Genomic DNA, 21,167 nt, shown 5'->3' with positions numbered 1-21,167 from the left:
GTTTAACCATGAGGGTTTTATATCAACGAAATCAATAATTTTTATTAAGTCATGGGATGAGCAATGGACAGGAACACTCAGGGTTTTGCGTCATATTGGCGCAATTCCTTAGCAGATGCCGAGTCTGGCAAAGGAGCATTTGAGCGTAGAGATACGGATGCATTCATCAAGTGGATGGATGTCATAACGGGACGATTGAATGAGGAAATTGTTCGCGCGTTCTTTGAGGGGGAAGGCGATACGGTTAAAACCGTCGAGGTATTGTTACGCCCACAAGCGTGGTTCCGCCTTATACAGCATGGCAAAGAGCGAATGGCTGGCGCGCCAGGTATCGCCACGCCGTTGGTGACTTCTGCTCTCCTGAATCGCGAAGGATTTTTATTCCCCACAGGGGCAACCACCATTCCTCGTGATCTTCTTGAGCCACTCCCCAAAGGCACCTTCTCAATTGGCGAGATGGCGCAATATGACAAATACAAAACTACGCATAATTCGATCACCTTCGGTGAGGATGATGAACAGCAACGCCTTGAGGAAAATGACGAACAGCGAGCTGAACGTTATGCAAAGCATCAGCTGCAGTGGCAAAAGTATCTTATAGATTCCAACAATCTTCTGAAAAACGTGGCTGAAAAATGGATTTCTACTCACGAGCAATACGAACCGGCTGGGCATGGTTATGTTATCAAGGCGAACCAGCCAGGCGGGGCCAGTATTCATATCCTTCCTCTGTACGACCATCTGCTGACGTGCAAAAAAAAGGTTCCATTACTAACGCGCTTTGCTTCGACTGAAATGCCATCTGTAGAACCTCTCCTCACCGCCAATGCAATGTTCTGCGAGCGTCTGGGGCATTCCGGGGATGATTTCCCTTTGGCAATGGCGCAGCGAGATGCCCTAAGCCATTATCTCACCCAGCAATCTGGCGATATCCTCGCGGTGAATGGCCCACCGGGAACCGGAAAAACAACTCTAGTTCTCTCTATCATTGCCACTGAATGGGCAAGAGCGGCCCTCAATAAAACCGAGCCGCCGGTGGTGATTGCCACTTCAACCAATAATCAGGCTGTGACCAACATTATCGAAGCCTTCGGTAAGGATTTTTCCAATGGCACCGGAGCTATGTCCGGGCGCTGGCTGCCTGAGCTAAAAAGCTATGGAGCTTACTTCCCGTCTTCTGGACGTAAGGCTGACGCAGCGAAAAAATACCAAACGGATGATTTTTTTAACCGCGTTGAATCTCTTGAATACGTTGAAGAGGCAAAGGTCTTATATCTGCAGAAGGCAAGGGCGGCGTTCCCATCGTCGGATTGCAGCTCTCCCGAACGCGTCGTGGATCTTTTACATGAGTGTTTAACCAAGCAGTCCGCGCATCTAAATGACATCGAGACCGCATGGGAATGCCTGAATCTTATTCGCCAGGAGCGTAATGCTATTAGCGAAGATCTCGACCAATATATTCAGAACAAAAGTACGTCATTGCTCGATAGCACGAATGAAATCGCATTTTTGAACCAAGGCAAAAAACAATGGCAGCAATATCGTTCGGGTGAGTCGATTGTGTATGCGATCTTCTCCTGGATTCCCGCAGTCCGTACTAAGCGCCACTACCAGATTAACCTCTTCCTGGACGAGGCATTTGGCACAAGAATAGCCGCGTTCCAGGGTACCGTACCTGAAGGTATCGACGCGTATATCGACGAACTTATTGCCCTAGCGCAAACAGAACAGAACAGATATCAGCAGCAAATCGATCTTGCTCAAGACGTTTCCCGACGCGAAAATGAGGCTACCCGATATTGGCATGAACTGACCCAGTCACTAGGGCATACGAGTGAAGAAGAGCTGAGTCTGGCTGGAGCTGATGAGCTTGCCGATATGAAGATGCGATTCCCGGCATTCCTGTTGGCGACCCACTACTGGGAAGGTCGTTGGCTGATGGATATGGCGACGATTGATAATCTTCAAAAAGAAAAAAGTCGTAGCGGGGCGAAAAGCGTGAAAGCTCGCTGGCAGCGTAGAATGAAGATTACTCCTTGTGTCGTGATGACCTGCTACATGCTGCCTAACCATATGAAGACCTGTGAGTTTGTCGGTGGGGCTAAGAAATTTGATAATAACTATTTATATAATTTTGCTGACCTACTGATCGTCGATGAAGCGGGACAGGTGCTTCCGGAAGTAGCTGCTGCCTCCTTCGCTCTGGCTAAGAAAGCGCTCGTGATTGGCGATACGGAGCAGATTGCGCCCATCTGGAACAGTTTACCCTGCATTGATATTGGCAATATGGTGGAGGAGAACATTCTCCCTGGCGGTACCCAGGAAGAGCTCATGGATGCCTATGCACTGGTGTGTGATTCAGGGAAAAGTGCAGCATCGGGCAGCGTAATGAAGATTGCCCAGTTTAATTCTCGCTATCACTACGATCTGGATTTAGCCCGTGGGATGTATCTGTACGAACACCGTCGCTGCTTCGATAACATTATTGGCTACTGCAATACTCTGTGCTATCACGGCAAGTTACAACCAAAGCGGGGAACCGAAAATGGGACCCATTTTCCTGCGATGGGCTATTTACATATTGATGGCAAGGGCATGCAGGCAAACAGTGGGAGCCGCTTTAACGTATTTGAGGCAGAGACAATAGCGGCCTGGCTCAGTGCTCACAAAAAAGAAATCGAGCGTCATTACGACAAGCCGCTACATAAAGTTGTTGGGGTGGTGACGCCATTTTCAGCGCAGGTCAACGCCATCAAAGCAGCGTTACGCATGCTCGACATTAACTGTAGCGGTGATGAGGATTCGCTAACAGTTGGTACAGTGCACTCGTTGCAGGGGGCAGAAAGAGCGATCGTGCTCTTCTCCTCAGTCTATTCTAAACATGAGGATGGTGGTTTCATCGACCGCGAGAACAGCATGTTGAACGTCGCTGTTTCCCGCGCAAAAGATAGCTTCTTGGTCTTTGGTGATATGGACCTGTTTGAGATCCAGCCTGGCTCTTCTCCACGTGGACTGCTGGCAAAATACCTGTTTGCTTCCACCAGCAATGCATTGCAATTTGAGTTTCAGGGGCGCAAAGACTTAAGCGCAGCACAAACGCAGATCTCAACCCTACACGGCGTGGAGCAGCATGATGCGTTTCTGAACCAAGCCTTTGGCACCATCGGTAAGAACATTACTATTGTCTCCCCTTGGTTGACCTGGCAAAAGCTGGAACAAACAGGCTTTCTGGCGTCGATGATTCAGGCGAGCTCGCGCGGCATTGATATTACTGTAGTAACGGACAGAAATTTTAATACCGAACACACTAATTATGAAAAGCGCAAAGAAAAGCAGCAACGTCTCAACGATGCAGTGGATAAGTTAACCGAGATGGGCATCACTACGAAGCTGGTTAATCGAGTTCACAGTAAAATTGTGATTGGGGATGAAGGGCTACTGTGCGTGGGATCGTTTAACTGGTTCAGCGCTGCGAGAGAAGGTGAGTATCAACGGTACGATACGTCGATGGTGTACCGTGGCGAAAGTTTAAAAGGCGAAATCAACACGATTTATACCAGCTTGGAACAGCGTAAGCTGTAAGTCGAGTGCCAGTCGTTTATATATGGAATGAGTCTCTTAAAAGGAGGATGTAACTAGATGAGTTTTCAAATAATCGATATTTTTAGAGTACCCTATATACATTATAATAAAAGAGTTATGAAGCCAGAGGAAATCGGTGTTGTTATACCCGATGGTCCCGGACCTCGCATCAACACAACCCTGATATGTAATTTAACAACACCTGTACAGAGCGCTTTTTACGCAGCTCAAACAGCTGGAACCGATAATGGTTTGACTATCCATATTAAAGCCATGCTTGATCAACACCCTGTATGGTCAGCTTTGATGCCATCAGTTACACCACCCGCTCTTCTGCAGTATCAGCAATCTTACGCCAATAGCAATCTTAGCGCAGTATCAGCAGAGATAAACCAAATTGGAAAAATGCTTACTGATGGGCAGTATCTTTTCCATGGTGGCTTATGGCCAGCTACATATTTGCCAGGCTCAAAATTTACAACTATACGACCCTTATCCACTACTCTTTGTCCCAACGTGGCATTCAATGAAACCTTACACAACGGGAAGGCATACGATTCTGGTCGGATCGATATCTTGGTTTTAAAAGTAAAAGATCCTCAAACTAAGGTATTTGCTTATGATGCTAATGGTGCTGACTTAGGGCATGAACAGGAGGCTATATTTGCAGAAGGAGCAGTCCTAACGTTAGTCAGTGTTGAAGCGGTTGGAATTTCTACAGCGGGGAAATGTGCTCCAGGTTCTTATCAGGTAAAGGAAAAAACTGTACCAGTTTATATTATTGAAGCGGAAATATCTTAGCTGTATTTAAAAAGCCCCGTGTTATAAATGGGGCTTAATTACGCTTCTTTGACGACAAAGTTGCAATTTCTTGTTGGATCTATCTGACTCTACTGGAAATTAAAATCAGCAGCTGAAGTAATGAATAAACTACCAAGCCAAAGTTGGGTTACTTAGTGAAATTTCAGACTCAATGTCTACAAACATTATTTTACCAAAGGCAATTCATCGTAGTTCATCAGTTGTCCCTGGAAGTTCAAAACCTGGTCCACCTGGCTGCAGTTTTCGGCAGAAAACATATCACAGCTTTGGACTATTTCTGGATCGCGAATTTTCATCCATTGTGAAAATGTTTCCAGAAAACGTAAACCGCTGCGTCGTACCGGGATGATAACTCTGTCCTTTTGATGTTTGTCGACGATGAAAAACGGCACTTCATAGTTTTCGCGTGTTTTATCACCGTGCGTTAAGTAAGCCCCCACCGTGTCTTTGTTGATGTATGACAGCCCGTGGTCTGAAAAATACATCATGGGCCAGTCACCGCCGTCACGTTCAGCCATGTCGTGGATTTGTCCCAGCAGCTTGTCAGTCATGGTGATGGATTTGATGTAGCACGATATTTCTTTCGCGCCCGCATCGATATCATACTGGTCACGTGTTCTCACACAGGCCTGCGGATGTGACCCCATCAGGTGCAATACGATAAATTTTTTCCCATCGCCCTGTTTCAGTGCGGCATCGAGTTGCGGCAACAACTGATCATCCGGGGAGTACTCCCGGTCATCAGAGCTGGCTGATTTAGTAAAATAAGGATGATCTGCACTTTCTCCTATTAATGCCACGGGTGAGTCAAAATGGCCTTTCCTGCCCTGATTCGATATCCACCAAGTTTCAAATCCGGCACGTGAAGCCAGTGTCACAATATTGTTATTCAGCTCAGCCACATTTCCCCGACTACGCGCCAGTGTGTTGGTCAGGGAGAGCACGGTAGACGGCCCGGCAGAGATATACTGAGTAAACAGTGTGGCCGGGGTGTTATCAAGCCATGGCGTGTTGGGATATTTCCCGCCGAAGGCATGCAGATAATCGCGGCGTGCGCTTTCTCCGATAACCAGAATGTAGGTTTTGTGCTGACCCGGCAAAGAGATCGGCTTCCAGATGCTGCCTGTGGTCATTATTCTGGCAAAGTACTGGTTGTTGTCACGTACCGCCCTATACGACTTATAGATGTCATGAATAAAGCGTATCTCAGGTAACCCGCTGCTGAGCACTCGCCCCTGTCTGAGCGGGGACCATAACGCAGAAGCAACAAAGAATATCACCAGAAAACCACAGATGCCCCGCGTGACGGGTGCGTTTTTATGCCCGGAAAACGATGACACGATAGTTGCTATACCGGAGACAATAACAGACGCAGATAGTAGCCAGGCGGCAGTAGGGATGTTACCGACGAACTCATGGGCTTCATTCGTACTGGTGTACATCAGCGAGCCAATGACATTGATATCCGGGAAGCCATAGTTAATTCCAACCGGCGCATAAAGTGCACCAGCAAGCGTAAATACCATCACCACGAAGCGGTATATTATTTTCCCTGCATACTTGAGCAGTAATAATCCGGAGAAAGCAGAGAAAACATAGATTAATTTATATTGATATCCCAATGCGTAATGCATGAGTAATACCCATAACAGCAGGTACAGATTTTCTCTGTTGATGAGTTGTTTTAAACCAGCAGCGTAATTTGGCGTGAAGGACGAAAGCGTTTTTAGCATGAATGTTATTAACCTTTTACAGCCAGCAGGCAGCACTCTCCCGCCGGAGAAAACCGGTGATTGATTCATGGAGAGTCTGAGCGCGGACAATACTCCGGCGGCCTTTATCATCGAAACGATAAAAGTAGAAACGGGCTGAGTAATAAGCCCTGAACTATAGTGATGAAACGGTATGCAACCTTCCTGGATGTCATCCGCCAGTCATTGCCCTTGAAATGGCCCGGTCAGGCTTTCTCATGGTCACCGCTGATAGATGCAGAAAGTGAATTCGCCCTTATGGTACTTGCGGGTATTGCCTGAAAGATAATTGTTTTTATAGATCAGTTTTCCGATATCGATCGGTTCTGCCGATCAATCCGCCTGTGGTATTGGGAGTGTATTCTTACGGGCGATAGGGAGAGTCAGGCCACTGATTGTAAAAGATAAAGAAGAGATGCTCTTCTGTGAGGTGAGACAGAGTCTGATGGCTATGCCGCCATTGCGTAAGGTCAGGTGGCACATGGAATGACGACCTCACTGCCAATCTGCTGAATATCACCAGTGCGTATTCTTCACGTTGTAGGGGGGAAAGGTAACGAATTCTGCGGGTAACGTCCGGTAGCCCCAGTCTGTTAATTTCAGCGGTCAGAATACTGTACCAGGGACATTGTGATTCAAATGTACCCGTATCTGAGGTAGTGAGCGTTGCGTTATCACCAGGCATGCAGTCAGGCAGAGCGGGCAGCAGAAATGCCGGGAACAGCATGGAACCGTAACCGGCAATGTTGATTGATGTGACCTGCAGAAAGTGGCGATGACGCCTCAGGGGAGAGCCCGTCCTGGCGTCACGTGCAATACATAGATTCATTCTACGCTGGCTGGTGCGTATCAGTGTGGAAAGGGGAATACGGTGTGACATGGTCATGCTTCCTTATCCACGTGATTGTGTTATTTGCTGTTGCAGCCATTGTTCCACTTCACTTTTAAACCAACGCGAACTTCTCCCCAGTTTAAGGGGCTTAGGAAAGAGACCATCCTGAATCAGCTTGTAAAACCATTTATCGGTCAGACCGGTAAAGGCAGTAATGAATTTCATGTCGACCAGCTGGTCACTAAGCAGGGATGTATTTTCAGATATCATGATGAGTTCTCTCCGGTGATATTAAGGGAGAGCAGTACGCAGAAAGTCAATATGCTCACGGGTACTGCTCATCAGATATCTGCCCGACGTAATTAATGACTTTTAATTGGGCTTTCTTGGCCTCCCTCTCCGGGACCTGTCGGGTATTGAGCTGAATCGGCTATGGACGCCATCAGGCTTTTGCTCAGTCTTTGCCATATAGCTGAGAATATATTTCATGGCATCCACACCCATTTCATTATCATGTTCCGTCATCTCTTCACTCCTGACTCTATAATGGCGCCGAGGTGTGCATCGATGGGCGTATCCTTCATTGTCAGTGACACTCTTCCACTGTTTCTCTATATCAAGGAATATCGGCCAGGCTTTGTTGCGTAGCTGCCCATTGATAAATATTGCACAGTGAGCATGATAGCGATGGTCAGTTCCATATTCCGCCACCCAGGTATAACCGGCAATGCCATTGATATCGACTAGCCGGGTTTCCAGTTGAACCATATCGGCACACAGACCATGAACATCCTGATGAGTGAATTCAGATAAGTGACTCAGATAAGCAAAGTCAATTCTCAGCAGAATAAGCTTTGAATATCTTCGGAAGAGATTATCAACATGACGGTGTAACTGAGATTCCAGTTCAGGGTAAGTCGGGTGATTAGGGTTTGTAATGCGGTGTGATCTCATGGTGCATTCCTCATTATGTCGTTTCATGAACATGTGAGGAGGACGTAAGTTTTAATCTGATTGATGTTGGTGACGGTTTGAATGGTTTTTTTTGTGTGGGTTAATATTCATAGCGGGAGAGGTGTTTCTTAGAATAATAGTAATAACCTTATTTAATCATAACCGGCCAAGCCTTGAGTTGTCCTGACGCATGAGTTCTTCGCTCATCTGATATTATCAGACATCAATAACAAAACAAATCCCACTGTATTTGTGATGGTCTGTATGACTACATCGTATTATTTAAATCAGAAAACCCCTCGATGGAAACTGACGCTCATCGTGATGTACTGCTCAGACAACCCAATTAGTCACGCTAAATTTTCGATAAAATTCCGATAATTTTGTGATAAAACAACCATAAAGTCACTTCAAATGACGGTAAAATCACGGTGTGATTACCTGTGAAATGGATGACTGCTAATGGATTGTTATGATTATTTTTCGGAAAAGGATATTAGGAAATGCCAGTATTATGTCCGTTATATGGAAAGCCGGGAACGTTCAGGAATAAGATCCCCAGAGTATTTTGACTGGCAAAATAAATCTGGAAATATGGAGGAAATACGTACCTGGATTGATGGTGAACTTAATTATCATTTTGAAAGAAATGTGCGGGATATAAAAAGATTTGTCAGCAAGATGGAGTCTTCCTGTAAAGATGAAATATTACCCGCAGCAGAATTTGACTGGATTAAAAAAGATAAAAGAATTTGTCTGTGGTTGTGGTATAAAACAGTGGGTTACCGCAGCAGGCGTCGAGATGTATTTCCTGAACACCAGGGTAGATTTGATGCTATTGTCGAATATTTTGATGCAGAAGACCTCACAGGTAATCAAAAAAGGGAGATGCTCAATGAATTAAAATCTGACTGGCAAAGAAAGAACAATACACCAGATCCTTTTAGCGGAAAAAACACAGAAATAATAAATTATCTCTGGAATTACGCCGCAAAGCCAAAGGATAATATCACTAGATATTTTTTACCTATTACCGATGACGACAAAAAAATCTGTCTGACCGGTTTTTATGACTGCATTCTGGATACCCCTGAGGGTAAAGAATTATTTCTTCGCAGAATTAACACCGCGCTATCTTCCCATAAACACCGGGAAAAAGCAGGTAAAGGTAATATCAATAAAAAGTTTTTACTATCTCTGGAAAATGATAAAAAGCTGAATGACATGATCGCATTCGTCAATATGAAACGTGATGATTTTATGAATCGCCTGATTGCTGAAGAATATGAGAGGCGTAAAAGTACGCACGGACAAACTTAAATAATTTTCAGTTATATATTACCCCAGTGAATCCTTGAGGAATACGCCTGTATTCCTCTTCTTTTAGCTATTCACAAAGGTGATATCGATGGACGAAAAGTCTGCGCTTAATTTATTACATTCCCCCCTTGAACTCCTGCCCTCTGCTGTAGCACGGGGAATTATCCAGCGTCTGGACAGCGTCATTAATTACCAGCCTGTGATTGGTATTATGGGCAAAACGGGTGCAGGAAAATCCAGCCTCTGTAATGCCCTGTTTCAGAAGCCTGTATCGGCAGTTGGCCACTCCCGGGCCTGTACTCGTGAGCCCCAGCGTTTACACTTACAGGCAGGTAACCGCATGGTGACGCTTATTGACCTGCCTGGTGTGGGAGAAAGTCAGGAATATGATGAAGAATATCGCGCACTGTACCAGTCAGTGTTGCCTGAACTGGATTTGATACTCTGGCTGATTAAAGCAGATGACCGGGCGCTATCGGTCGATGGTGAGTTCTGGCATAACGTCTTACGGCCCGGTACACAGCATTGCGATAAGGTTCTGGTCATCGTTTCGCAAGGAGACAAAACAGAACCCTGTCGTGAATGGAATGGTGCGTTAAATACGCCTTCACCTTCTCAGTTAGCTCACATGCAGGATAAAACTGATGTGATCCGCCGCTTGTTCCGCGCCCCGTCACTCCCTGTCGTGTCAGTCTCAGCGGACACGGGTTGGCAAATGCAGGCGCTGGTCGAAACGATGTTCAACGCTCTTCCCGCCCGCTCCAGCAGTGCGGTCAGTTCCCTGGTCAATCCGCTTTACCGCACCGATACCGTATTAAAAAAAGCCCGTCAGGATTTCGGTGATGTGCTCGATGAAACGCTGAGCGCTTGCGTTGACGAGTTTCCGCTTCCACGCGCCGTCACCCATGTTGTCCGCAAAGTCATTGATACCGTTGTCAGCACTGCCCGTAGTATCTGGAATCTCTTCTTTTAACTACCTCACTGCTTCTGCCGCCAGGCAGAAGCAGTGAGCCCGCTATCAGAGAGCCCATTATGACCCGACTAGCATCCCGCTTTGGTGCGGTGAATCTCGTTCGCCGTGACCGTCCGTTACCCGTCCTGCATGTGCCGGTAGGCTACTGATGACGGAACATCAGGTTTCTCTGCCATTCCTGGCTGAAACAATTAACGAAGCAATTTCATGTCGCACAGCTCAATCGTGCCCTGTGGGTGATGGCAGAGAAAATGCTGCAACTGGCTTCCTGATATACCCGGTAATGATTGACCGCACCGATCAATAACTGAAAACCGATCGACAGTAACGATCTGACTTTGCTTCTGCACATTGTTAGCGTTGTTGTGAATTCATCACGGCTATTTATCGCCATTTAACTAATTAACATATTTAATTTGGAAATAAAGAATATGAAAAATATAACCGCTTCATTGCGCGTATTATCGGGCGTTATTCTGGTTACTGGATCATTATTAATACCTGTTGCCAGTTATGCCGGAAATTACGGTGATTATATTCCTTACCGCCTCATTAATCAGAGCAGTGACACTGCGAACCCGGGTTGGCGCGTTTGTACCTATCAAAGCCTGTTAAATCAGCAGCGCATTAACCTGTCTATTCAGTATGCCTGCTGGCCTTCAGCATTCCAGAGCCGTGTGGACGGGCAGTTTTACGACCGCACCTCCTGATTCATCCTTCCCTTATACACAGGCCGCTGCTTCACACAAACAGCGGCTTTTTTTATTAAAGGAGCCGTAATGTCTGAACTGACTTTAGTGTCGACTCTGCCGACCAGTGAACAACGCCTTATTCGCCGAGCCCTGCGCCTGTTGGAGAAATACCAGCGTCAGCCAGGCGAAGCATTCACCTCCACTGTCTTTACCAAAACCTGGTTGCAGCTACAGATGGCGAATCTCGAGCGGGAGGTGTTTATCGTGATGTATCTCGATAACCAGCATTGCCTGCTGGAGAAGGAAACGCTTTTTGCGGGCACGCTCAGCCATACCGAAGTCCATGCCCGCGAGGTGGTGAAGTCGGCTCTGCGTCACAACGCGGCGGCAGTCATCATTGCCCATAACCATCCATCCGGGACCACCGACATCAGTCAGGCCGACCGGGCTGTAACAAAGCGAATAGCGGAGGCGCTGGCCCTGGTGGAAGTGCGGTTGCTCGACCACCTCGTGACAGGAGGCAGCGATGTGGTGTCATTTGCCGAACGAGGATGGTTGTGAGGATTAAATCATGAAAATAATCAGTAAGCGGGAAGCCATGGCGATACAACGGCAGCATCCAGGTTCACGTCTGTTTCGCTACTGCACGGGGAGGTATCAATGGCATGGCAGTGTTAGTCATTACATCGGCCAGGAAGTGCAGGACATCACAGGTGTATTGGCAGTTTTTCCTGAGCGTCGTCAGGACCGCTCCGGGCCGTATGTCGTCATTCGCAGCATTACCCTCAATTAACAATCCCTCTTCGTTATTAAGGAATACTTAAATGAAATCAGTCGCCTCAGCCAGTACATCACCGGAGGACAACCCGAGCCTGCAATGGGGATTAAACCGTGAAGTTACTCCCAGCTTTGGTGCGCGTCTGGTGCAGGAAGGCAACCGTTTGCACTTTCTGGCTGACCGTGCGGGTTTTAACGGTGCATTCAGTGAGGATGAGGCGCTGCGAATTGACCAGGCGTTTCCGCTGATGCTCAAACAGCTTGAACTCAAGTTGCTCTCGGGTGAACTCAAGCCTCGCTGTCAGCATTGCGTTACGTTGCACCACAATGGCCTGATCTGCGAAGCCGATTCATTGGGCAGTCATGGCTATATCTATCTCACTATTTACCCGGCAAGCCAGGAATAACCTGCACTACTTCTTCGCAACACCCATTACGCAACATCGCTAATCTGAAGAGAATCCAACCCATGCAAACTTTACCTTTAACCCCGCAACGGGCGGTTTCGTCCTGCCCGTCACCTGTCGAAATATGGCAACAGCTGCTGACGCATCTGCTCGAGCAACACTATGGACTCACAGTCAGTGATACCCCGTTCAGTAATGAAACCATCATCCGTGAGCATATTGACGCCGGAATATCTCTCAGCGATGCGGTGAACTTCCTGGTGGAGAAATATGAACTGGTGCGAACTGACCAGCCTGGTTTCACCTTAATGGAGCAGTCACCGTTTATCACCCCAATCGATATTCTCCGCGCCAGGCAAGCCACCGGTCTGATGAAACGCAGTGGTTATAAAGCAGTGAGTGGCATTACCCGTGGCAGAGCCCGCCGACAGGAGCAAAACCATTGAAAATCTCGATGAATGTTGAAGTTGATGGGATTAACGTCCTCGCGCTCAACATGGGCAAAATCGCCGTAGATGTGGACGGTGTTGAAATCGATGAGCTGATTAATATCATCAACAACAACGGCTACACACTTAGCATTGCCAGTACATCAGGCGAAATTATTATTGAAGATCCTCTGCCAATTACCGCCAGAGCTAACGGCATTCAGTGCAGTACGGCGCATATCACAGATGAAGATAATGCGTTGCTGCATACACTTTCCCAGCAATATCATGTTCATGGCGACGCAGAATGGGTCCATCACACGGGGTCTGGCTACCTGATCCGCCTCGATGCCTGGGCATTCCCGGTACTGCACCTGAAACGCCGTGGGCTGTCTAAAGTCTGTCGTCGACTGATTGTGACGCTGGTGCGCCGCTACGGCATCAGCACCATTCACTTTGACTCCTTTGGCGACACTCTCCCCGGCTTTACCACCTTCGACTGGTAGCTCGCGCTCATTCTTAGCTTAACGTAAAAACCAGGCTCTTCAGGATATTCGCTACCTCCAGGCCGCAGAGTAAATCACCGAGTGATTAGCCATTCTTTCACACACCGCTTACATAAAGCGCCAGCCCTCATTCGGCTGGCGCTTTGCATTGATATAAAGGAAATAATCCATGTCTGAGATACAAGTCAATAACGGCTCCGACGTAATAACTGGTCATACCGAAATCATCAGCTCTACCAGTATTGAACGTATTGTGACAGGCCGCAATGCGGCACTGTTACAGATTGAACAACTCATTCAGCAACTTGACGACATCTCGACACTGACCTGCAGTATCGGTGGCAAAACTGCCCGTGACTGGGCGATGCGTCAGGATTTTCGTTGTGGATGTTGGCTTATGGAAAACGTGAAAACTGCAATGAGTACGATAACCCGTAATCTTGATCGCAGCATCTGGCGTGACCTGATGCAAAAATCAGGGATGATTTCGTTGATGGACGCGCAGGCGCGTAAGCAGTGGGATAACAATCTTGAGGGTGACGATATTCCTGAGATCAGCGAAGCCAACATTCTTAGCACCTTTGAGCAATTGCATCACAATAAAGCAGATGTGTTTGAACGTGGCATCATCAATGTGTTCAAAGGCTTGTCATGGGATTATAAAACCAACAGCCCATGTCAATTCAGCAAAAAAATTATCATCAATAACCTGGTGGATCATAATCGCTGGGGCTTTAAGCTCAACTGGGGATGGCGTAGGGATCAACTGGCTGACCTTGAACGCATGTTGTTTCTGCTGGATGGAAAACCCATTCCGGAAAATCGCCACGATGTGACGGTCAGACTGAGTGAGCACATTAACCAGCAAAGTACCCCGGAGATTTTCGACGATGCGTATTTTTCAATCCGTTATTTTCAGAAGGGAAGTGCGCACATCACATTCAAGCGCCCGGATCTGATTGACCGAATGAATAACATCATCGCTAAACACTATCCGGGGATGCTAGCTGCAGGATAAGTTCAGTGTTGTATGTTTGTCATGATGAAAAAATGACTAGGAGAGGGTGCAATGACCACAAAAGCTCGCATTCAGACACGACTGAAACGCTCAAAGCGTTATGTGTTTACTCGTGGTGATTTCAAAGATCTTGCTGGTTACGAACAGATTGGTAGGGCGTTACGCGAACTGGTGAGGGAAGGGCTACTGCTTAAAGTGGGCTATGGCGTCTACACTAAAGCACGAAAAAATATAATTACTGGCATGCTAATGCCTGCTGCTCCTGGAGGTTCCGCAGCGGTAGTGATAGAGGCATTGGAACTCTTGAAAGTGGATTACTGTTTCGTAGGAGCAACGAGTGCTTATAACAGTGGAAAATCTGAGCAGATTCCCATTTCACTGGACGTTAAAGTGTCGCCGCGCTTCAAGAGAAGTTTTTCGGTAGGGAATAGTCAATTAAACGGGCGCTCTAAAAAAGCTATCCGATGACGCATTACGGAAACGAGAGTTTGGTATAATCGGTGCCGAATAGCTTCTGAAACGGCTCTATCGATCTGCTCGCTTTTTGTACGGATTTTCGTTTGTGGGTACAAGTGCGGGTATAAACCATCATCGTTTAAAATAAATAATATTGAAATCAGGTGGTTGAATAAGTTATTCGAGTCCGGCCTTCGCACCATTAGTATGTAAATAGACCTCAACTGAGGTCTTTTTTTATGCCTAAAATCAGTTCATTTGGGCTTTTTGTGCACTTTCCACCCCCTCTCATGCGATTTACACTGATGTAATAATTACCCGCTCCCAAATCAGGAAAATTCTTCATGGCACTGGAACCCGCAATCGCCGGGCTTGTTAATGACTTCATCGCTGCAGGTCGCCCGTCGTCGCGCAGTCAGACTTTTGCACAGCGCCGCGCCGGATATATCGCCAGCACAGTTTTAGCGGGTGATATTGAGCCACGTGCAGAGGTTGAGGATATGGTTATCGACGGCATCTCGTTACGCATCTTCTCTCCGCTGAATGCAGAAGGCGCACTGCCTGCCGTTATCTATTATCACGGTGGTTGTTTTGTCAGTGGCGGTTTCGCAACGCATGATAATCAACTCCGTCAGCTTGCTTTTTACAGCGGCAGTCGGGTGATTGCGGTGCAATATCGCTTAGCGCCTGAACACACCTACCCCGCCGCGCATGACGACGCAGAACTGGCGGCAAATTTTATCTGGCAGAATGCTGAAAGGCTTGGCATAGAGCTTGGCCGGATAACGCTGATGGGCGACAGCGCAGGCGGACATCTGGCTCTGATCACCGCGCTGCGCCTGCGAAATACCGGGCAGTGGCTGCCGCATCTGCTGGTACTGATTTACCCGATGCTGGACGCGACGGCAGCATCTGACAGCCACAAGCGCAATGGCGATGATTACGTGCTGACCAGCGACACGCTGCTCAGCGGGTTCGAAGCTTATTATCCGCAAACGGATTTCATGCATCCAGAAGTCAGCCCGTTATGGCGTGATGATTTTTCTGGGTTGCCGCCGGTTCACATCATCACGGCGGAATACGATCCGCTATGCGATGAAGGTGAAGCGCTGTTCTCCCGGCTGACAGAGCAGGGCGTGAATTGCACCGCACAGCGCTATCTGGGGGTGATCCACGGTTTTTTCCAACTCGGTGGAATCAGCCAGACAGCGCGTAATGTGATGCAGGATATCGCCGCGCGTGTCAGTTCATCGGATACACCGTAAGCTTTTTGCTTCTTGCGAGCCCGCTGTTGGCCTGCTCGCATAATTCAAAGAGCACAGGGATCAGGTGAGCGGAAGCTTTCAGATAATCGCTGACCTGCGCAATCCCTTCCGGGAGCAATATCTCGCTGTTCTCCAGTCCTTCGCTTAAGCACAACAGCCCCTGACATAACCCGCCGGCGGATTCTGACGCCAGCGCATTGAGGTCATACAGCTGAGCATCATCAAAGTGACTGAAATCCAGCCCGGCGATAAGCGAGCGAAAGACGGAGATAGAGTTAGTAGTGAACGCGGTGTGGTTATCAGAATCAGTCATACAAGTCATTCCATTGTCAGTGAGTCGAGGCCCCCGGTACTGGCGAGGTGATTGCCGCTGCCAGAGAACTCTATGCCTGTTCGTACGCCAAAGAAATAACCTGTTTATATTTACAGTGTTTTGTTGTCAGATCTGGAATGTGTCTCGCAAAATCCGTTCCGGGAATTGGGGATATTCACCACCAGAACGCTATTCATGAGATAAAAATTGAAATGGGTGAATGAATAACAGTATTTACCGGATATTATTCTGGCGATGTTGAAAACCACTCAAATTAAAATAATGAAAGCGGGGGGTTGTCACGTAGTGTTATTATCACGCTGGCATGATTTACTTATTGATGCTATTTTTCTGATGTAATTGTTATTAAATATTTCAATTCTGGCATTCTTATCGTTTACGATTGATGGATTACTCATCGTATTGATACCTGTTTAATCAATAATACAAATAATGTTTCTATGAGTTACATTTAAAAACCTGTTTGTTTAATAATTCACCTAAACATATTTTTCTCTTATAGGGAACTTTCTGAATTTTCACTTTGTCCTCCGTCATACCTATGTTAATTATTTATACGCGGCGCAAGACCGCACACACATCACATAAATAATAAAGACAGGGTAATAATGAGCAATTTAAAAGCGTCAATCTTAATTGGCGGCGTCGTGCTGTCGGCATTATCTGCCAGCGCCCAGGCCGAGATTACTGTTTTAGATAAAAATCCTCAGAGTAATGCTTTGCTGGCGCCATTAAGTTTACAGGTAGGCGGGAGCATCCGCCCTGAGTGGATTTTCAATAACGGCCCGGAGCCGGGTTATTATAAAAATGGTCACGATGGCGGCACCCGTTTCCGCTTCCGTGGTGATTATAAACTGACGCAAGACACCTCCGTCATCGCTTACTACGAGCTGGGTGTGGACATGGCGAACCTTCTGGGTATGAATGATCATTATCCGGAAGGCGGTCAGCGTGATACTCAGCGTCAGTTATATGCGGGCTTTAAAGACGATCGTTACGGGACATTAACCTACGGCCACCAGTACGGTATTTATTATTCCGTTGTCGGGATTAAAAGTGACGTCTGGGATAACGATGGCCATGCGGGCGGTACGGGTATTGGTATTAACGGCAGTTACGATGGCGCGAATAAGCCGAAAAGTAGTCTGAAATATACCAACGACTTTGGCCCTGTGACGTTATATGCCAACTATTTATTGCCGGAAGATGAAATTCAGGCGGGCGAGAATCAGCATTATCGCCGCAATAATGGTGGCGGTTTAGGGTTCGATTATAAACTCACCAAAGATTTAGTCTGGAGTGCGGCTTATAGCCTGACTGATGCCACGGTTAAAGATAATCAATATAACGAAAAAGATTATCATCAACAGTTATCTGGTACGGCTTTAACCTGGCAGCCAAATAACTGGTACATCGTCGGGACCGGCAGCTATTACAAAGATTTCGTGCCGAGCACCCGTGAAAATCCTGTCGATCATTACTTCGCAGGCAGCGGTTACGGTGTGGAAGGTTTCGTCGGTTATACCTTTAATATCGACAAGCCGTTCCTGAAATCGATCCAGCCATACCTTGCAGCCGATTCCCTGCAACTGAAAGGCGGCGAAGAATATCACGCGAACCACGTTTATCTGGGCGCGGGTACCACCATCGGTTACGGTTTGTCTGTTTACGTGGAGCGCACATTAGCGCACACCACAGACGACGAAGCGGACGCCACCTGGGTTACCGTTTTCTACGATTTCTAATTCACATGCCTCGTGGATCATCAGGCCAGCGCATTTGCGCTGGCTTTTTTACGTCTGCAAATCTGCTTAATGCGCCAGTGCTTCCGCGACGTCGATGCTCACCACATCATCCTCGCTAATCGGCATTTCCAGTGTCTGATACAGCACTTCAAGCCGTTCACACAGAATATAGCTCAGCAGATCTTTCGCCTGCGGATTATCCAGCGACACAATGGCATAAGACAAGGCACGGCAGTGATCGACGATCTCTTCCAGTTCCAGCGGGGTATTGTCGTAAAGGTTAGGCATGTTGAGTACTCCAGAAAATAGTGAATTTACTACCACTTGAGACGCTAACCTCGAGGTGGTAGCTCAAACAGCGTTAGCGTTACCGGTTTTCTGGATCCGGTGCTTCATGAGAAGCCACTGTCTGAGCCACCATAATTTGGGTGAGAACAGACCGTACCACATTCCCCATTTTTTCATAGGGTTGTCGGTACCAGAAAATGACAGAACGCTAATTCTGACTGCGGATTTTGCCGCAGCGAAGGGAGTCTAATACGTGGGGATTTGTACAGTAAGCGGAATTTTTAGGCAGTTTTCAGTTTTGCGAGGTGTCTTGGAAAAGGTATGAAACTTGAAAAGTAACGGCGTTGTCCATTGCGTTTATTTGGCGATAAAAGTAGTCAAACCATTCAAAAAATAAATGCATGAGTTGTATGCAATTGAGAACATCTTATACTTTCAACCTATTGATTCAACTAACAGGTATCGATAGATGATGGACGAAGAGATGTGTGTCGTTCTTGCGGAGAGTGATGACTCCAAATGGGATGACAAAACGGGAGAGCGATATCATTTTCCTAAGCAGTATCAAAAGTCACTCAGCCCTGGAATGCGTTTTGTGTATTACAAAGGGAGGCTAAAGGCAGAGCATAAAGAGTATTCGTCACAGCGTTTGTCTGATGCCCCGCACTATTTTGGTATCGGACGCATACGCGAGATCAAACCGGATGAAGCCGGTCATCTATATGCAGTATTGACGGATTTCCAGCCGTTTGAACAGGCTGTGTTAGCTAAAAATGACGGTGTCTATTACGAAGAAATTCCAGACCAACAAAAAACCAATTATTGGCGTTTTAGTGTTCGTCCCATATCAGGAGAGGTTTTTGCCGATATTGCTGTTGCGTCTGCGCTAACGGAATCACGCTTTATTATGGATGACATTAAAAGCGAGGAAATCCGTATAGAAGATGAAGCCGATGAAGAGTCTCTGGTTTCATATGAGGAAGGGAAGAAAACTTCTAAGTTCGTTACAAAGTATGAAAGAAACCCAAAACTGAAGAAGTTGGCAAAAAGCATACATGGCACTACCTGTTTCGCTTGTGGCTTCAACTTTGGTGATTTCTACGGAGAATATGCGACCGACTTTATCCATATTCATCACGTTGTGCCTGTTTCCGAATTTGGTAAATCGAAGATCGTAAATCCAAAAACCGATCTTGTTCCCGTTTGCGCCAATTGTCACGGGATCATTCATCGCAAAAAAGACCGTACGCTCTCGATTGATGAGCTAAAAGCTATGATAGCTGCGAGTAAAAAAACGCCCTGACAAGGGCGTTTTGCATCTAAAAACCCCACCCTCTAAAAAATCCGCCCCATCTCCAGTTGCCCCATCAGCAGCGCGTTATCGCTGTAATCCACCGGGACGGCGACGACGGCGGGGCCTTGTACGTCCATGGCGGCGCGCAGGGTGCTTTCCAGCGTTTCGGCGGAGGTGACGGCAAAACCTTTGGCGCCGAAGGCGTCGGCGTAGGCTTTGAAATCAATCGGGCCGAACTGGATGCCGGAGGTGCGATGGTATTTTTTCTCTTCCTGAATCGCCACCATGTTGTAGGCCTCATCGACCCAGATGATGTGCAGCAGGTTGACGCCGAGGCGTACGGCGGTTTCCAGTTCCATGCTTGATTGCATAAAGCCGCCGTCGCCGGATACGGAAACCACTTTGCGGCTGGGATCGACCAGCGCAGCGCCAATCGCCCACGGCAGCGCGACACCCATGGTTTGTTGGCCGTTGGAAATCAGCACCTGACGCGCACGGAAGCTGTAAAGGTAACGGGCGATCCAGATGTGAAAACTGCCCATATCAACGCACAGGGTGACGTCGCTGTTAACGATGTCCTGCATCGCGCGCACCAGACGCAGCGGGTGGATGGCAAACTGATTCAGGCTGCGGCCTTTCTGGGCCAGCAGTTCGCGCTGCTGACGGCGATCTTCGAGGATAGCAATAGCAGAAGCACTGAGATCGATGCGCTGCGGGATCTGTTCTGTCAGCAGATCCAGTGTGTCGGCGATATCGCCCACCAGTTCGACGTCCGGCAGATAGTCGCTGTCGGTTTCGGCGGGCATCACGTCGATGTGAACCAGTTCGGCGCTGCCGTTGCTCCATTGCACCGGTTCATACTCGACCGGGCTGTAACCGATGGTGATGACCAGATCTGCGTTACGCAGCAGGCGGTCACCGGCCTGATTGTTGAACAGACCGACGCGACCGGCGAAGCGATGGAACGAAGCCTGATCGATAACGCCTGCCGCCTGATAGGTGCTGGTGACCGGCAGATCGCTTTTATGCAGCAGACGACGGATCGCCTCGGCATTGCGCGGCTGGCTGGCCATCAGGCCGAGCAGCAGGACCGGATTTTTGGCCTGTTTCAGTAATTGCGCGACCTGCAATATCGCGTCATGTGGCGCGCTGCCCAGTACCGGCGGTTGCGATGTCAGGAGTTTGCCGCTGGCCGGTTCATTGACGATATCCATCGGCAGGCTGATAAACGCTGCACCCGGACGCCCGAACTCGGCGGCGCGAAAACCATTCGCCAGCACTTCGGCCAGCGCGGAAGACGAGGTGACTTCGGCGGAATACTTGGTGACCGGGCGGAACATCGCGACGGTGTCCATGGTCTGGTGCACCTGTTTAACGTGGTCGGCGCGTTTCACCGCGCCCCCTAAAGCCACCAGCGGATCGCCTTCGGAGGTCGCGGTGGCAACGCCGGTGATCAGGTTCGAACAACCGGGGCCGGAGGTGACCAGCGCGACGCCCGCTTTCCCGGTCAGGCGGCCGACGGCACCGGCCATAAAGGCGGCGTTGGCTTCGTGACGAACCGGAATGGTTTTGATGCGGGAATCGACCAGCGAATCGAAAACACGATCGATTTTTGCGCCGGGAATGCCGAACACGTGTTTGACACCCTGTGCTTCAAGCTGCGCGACGACCAGATCCGCACCGCATTTCCATTCGCTTTGGCTGTCTGAATTTTTCATGGCTT

Annotated in this window: 21 protein-coding genes; 15 read left to right on the top strand and 6 right to left on the bottom strand. The window is 48.0% G+C overall.

What is annotated here, in order from left to right:
* Nucleotides 1-63: 63 nt before the first annotated feature.
* A complete protein-coding gene (locus tag GW591_RS14295; RefSeq protein ID WP_166860849.1) occupies nt 64-3,582 on the top strand; it encodes an AAA domain-containing protein in 3,519 nt (1,172 codons plus the stop codon).
* Nucleotides 3,583-3,639: 57 nt separating this feature from the next.
* Nucleotides 3,640-4,383 (top strand): hypothetical protein, encoded by a 744-nt coding sequence (locus GW591_RS14290; RefSeq protein WP_166860847.1) that lies wholly within the window; start codon nt 3,640-3,642, stop codon nt 4,381-4,383.
* Nucleotides 4,384-4,568: 185 nt separating this feature from the next.
* Here GW591_RS14290 and GW591_RS14285 read toward each other — a convergent pair whose 3' ends face one another.
* The 3 genes from GW591_RS14285 to GW591_RS14275 all read right to left on the bottom strand — a co-directional run bounded on the left by GW591_RS14285 (nt 4,569) and on the right by GW591_RS14275 (nt 7,941).
* The gene (locus GW591_RS14285; RefSeq protein WP_166860844.1) at nt 4,569-6,137 is read right to left on the bottom strand and encodes a phosphoethanolamine transferase; all 1,569 of its coding nucleotides are present in this window, start codon (nt 6,135-6,137) and stop codon (nt 4,569-4,571) included.
* A gap of 910 nt (nt 6,138-7,047) precedes the next feature.
* Nucleotides 7,048-7,257, bottom strand: a complete 210-nt coding sequence (locus GW591_RS14280) for a helix-turn-helix transcriptional regulator (protein ID WP_050945997.1) — start codon at nt 7,255-7,257, stop codon at nt 7,048-7,050.
* A gap of 102 nt (nt 7,258-7,359) precedes the next feature.
* Nucleotides 7,360-7,941 carry a rolling circle replication-associated protein gene (locus GW591_RS14275; RefSeq protein WP_166860842.1) on the bottom strand — a complete coding sequence of 194 codons (582 nt, stop codon included), beginning with the start codon at nt 7,939-7,941 and terminating at the stop codon, nt 7,360-7,362.
* Between the two features lie 462 nt (nt 7,942-8,403).
* Here GW591_RS14275 and GW591_RS14270 point away from each other — a divergent pair, with 462 nt between their 5' ends.
* From GW591_RS14270 to GW591_RS14220, 11 genes are all read left to right on the top strand, one after another.
* Nucleotides 8,404-9,261, top strand: coding sequence for a hypothetical protein (locus GW591_RS14270; protein WP_166860840.1), 858 nt, complete (start codon nt 8,404-8,406; stop codon nt 9,259-9,261).
* Nucleotides 9,262-9,349: 88 nt separating this feature from the next.
* Nucleotides 9,350-10,234, top strand: coding sequence for a GTPase family protein (locus GW591_RS14265; protein WP_166860838.1), 885 nt, complete (start codon nt 9,350-9,352; stop codon nt 10,232-10,234).
* Between the two features lie 431 nt (nt 10,235-10,665).
* A complete protein-coding gene (locus GW591_RS14260; RefSeq protein WP_166860836.1) occupies nt 10,666-10,944 on the top strand; it encodes a hypothetical protein in 279 nt (92 codons plus the stop codon).
* 69 nt (nt 10,945-11,013) lie between these two features.
* Nucleotides 11,014-11,487 (top strand): RadC family protein, encoded by a 474-nt coding sequence (gene radC, locus GW591_RS14255; protein WP_166860834.1) that lies wholly within the window; start codon nt 11,014-11,016, stop codon nt 11,485-11,487.
* Nucleotides 11,488-11,497: 10 nt separating this feature from the next.
* A complete protein-coding gene (locus tag GW591_RS14250; RefSeq protein WP_166860832.1) occupies nt 11,498-11,719 on the top strand; it encodes a DUF987 domain-containing protein in 222 nt (73 codons plus the stop codon).
* A gap of 31 nt (nt 11,720-11,750) precedes the next feature.
* Nucleotides 11,751-12,110, top strand: coding sequence for a type IV toxin-antitoxin system YeeU family antitoxin (locus tag GW591_RS14245; protein WP_166860830.1), 360 nt, complete (start codon nt 11,751-11,753; stop codon nt 12,108-12,110).
* 62 nt (nt 12,111-12,172) lie between these two features.
* Entirely contained in the window at nt 12,173-12,556 is a 384-nt protein-coding gene (locus GW591_RS14240; protein WP_166860828.1) for a TA system toxin CbtA family protein, read from the top strand.
* Nucleotides 12,553-13,044, top strand: coding sequence for a DUF5983 family protein (locus GW591_RS14235; protein ID WP_166860826.1), 492 nt, complete (start codon nt 12,553-12,555; stop codon nt 13,042-13,044). The genes GW591_RS14240 and GW591_RS14235 overlap by 4 nt, the downstream gene beginning before the upstream one ends.
* A gap of 169 nt (nt 13,045-13,213) precedes the next feature.
* On the top strand, nt 13,214-14,062 hold the full coding sequence (locus GW591_RS14230) for a DUF4942 domain-containing protein (protein ID WP_166860824.1): 849 nt from the start codon (nt 13,214-13,216) through the stop codon (nt 14,060-14,062).
* Between the two features lie 51 nt (nt 14,063-14,113).
* A complete protein-coding gene (locus tag GW591_RS14225; RefSeq protein WP_166860822.1) occupies nt 14,114-14,530 on the top strand; it encodes a DUF6088 family protein in 417 nt (138 codons plus the stop codon).
* A 332-nt stretch (nt 14,531-14,862) separates the two neighbouring features.
* Entirely contained in the window at nt 14,863-15,783 is a 921-nt protein-coding gene (locus tag GW591_RS14220; RefSeq protein ID WP_131638389.1) for an alpha/beta hydrolase, read from the top strand.
* On the opposite strand, the gene GW591_RS14215 is transcribed toward GW591_RS14220, so the two are convergent.
* A complete protein-coding gene (locus GW591_RS14215) occupies nt 15,761-16,096 on the bottom strand; it encodes a hypothetical protein (RefSeq protein ID WP_112197410.1) in 336 nt (111 codons plus the stop codon). The genes GW591_RS14220 and GW591_RS14215 overlap by 23 nt on opposite strands.
* Nucleotides 16,097-16,725: 629 nt before the next feature.
* Here GW591_RS14215 and GW591_RS14210 point away from each other — a divergent pair.
* On the top strand, nt 16,726-17,862 hold the full coding sequence (locus GW591_RS14210) for a porin (RefSeq protein WP_119262123.1): 1,137 nt from the start codon (nt 16,726-16,728) through the stop codon (nt 17,860-17,862).
* Nucleotides 17,863-17,928: 66 nt separating this feature from the next.
* On the opposite strand, the gene GW591_RS14205 is transcribed toward GW591_RS14210, so the two are convergent.
* Nucleotides 17,929-18,150, bottom strand: a complete 222-nt coding sequence (locus GW591_RS14205; RefSeq protein ID WP_013577139.1) for a hypothetical protein — start codon at nt 18,148-18,150, stop codon at nt 17,929-17,931.
* A gap of 469 nt (nt 18,151-18,619) precedes the next feature.
* Here GW591_RS14205 and GW591_RS14200 point away from each other — a divergent pair, with 469 nt between their 5' ends.
* Complete coding sequence (locus GW591_RS14200; RefSeq protein WP_198670057.1) at nt 18,620-19,453, top strand: HNH endonuclease; 834 nt, start codon at nt 18,620-18,622, stop codon at nt 19,451-19,453.
* A gap of 32 nt (nt 19,454-19,485) precedes the next feature.
* Here the strand turns inward: GW591_RS14200 and alsS are convergent, their stop codons facing one another.
* Nucleotides 19,486-21,162, bottom strand: coding sequence for an acetolactate synthase AlsS (alsS, locus tag GW591_RS14195; protein ID WP_037033516.1), 1,677 nt, complete (start codon nt 21,160-21,162; stop codon nt 19,486-19,488).
* Nucleotides 21,163-21,167 lie beyond the last annotated feature (5 nt).

This window comes from Rahnella aceris (genome assembly GCF_011684115.1).
Lineage (GTDB): Bacteria > Pseudomonadota > Gammaproteobacteria > Enterobacterales > Enterobacteriaceae > Rahnella > Rahnella aceris.
The sequence above is the reverse complement of the archived record's forward strand: the minus strand, read 5'-3'. Positions and strand labels throughout refer to the sequence as shown.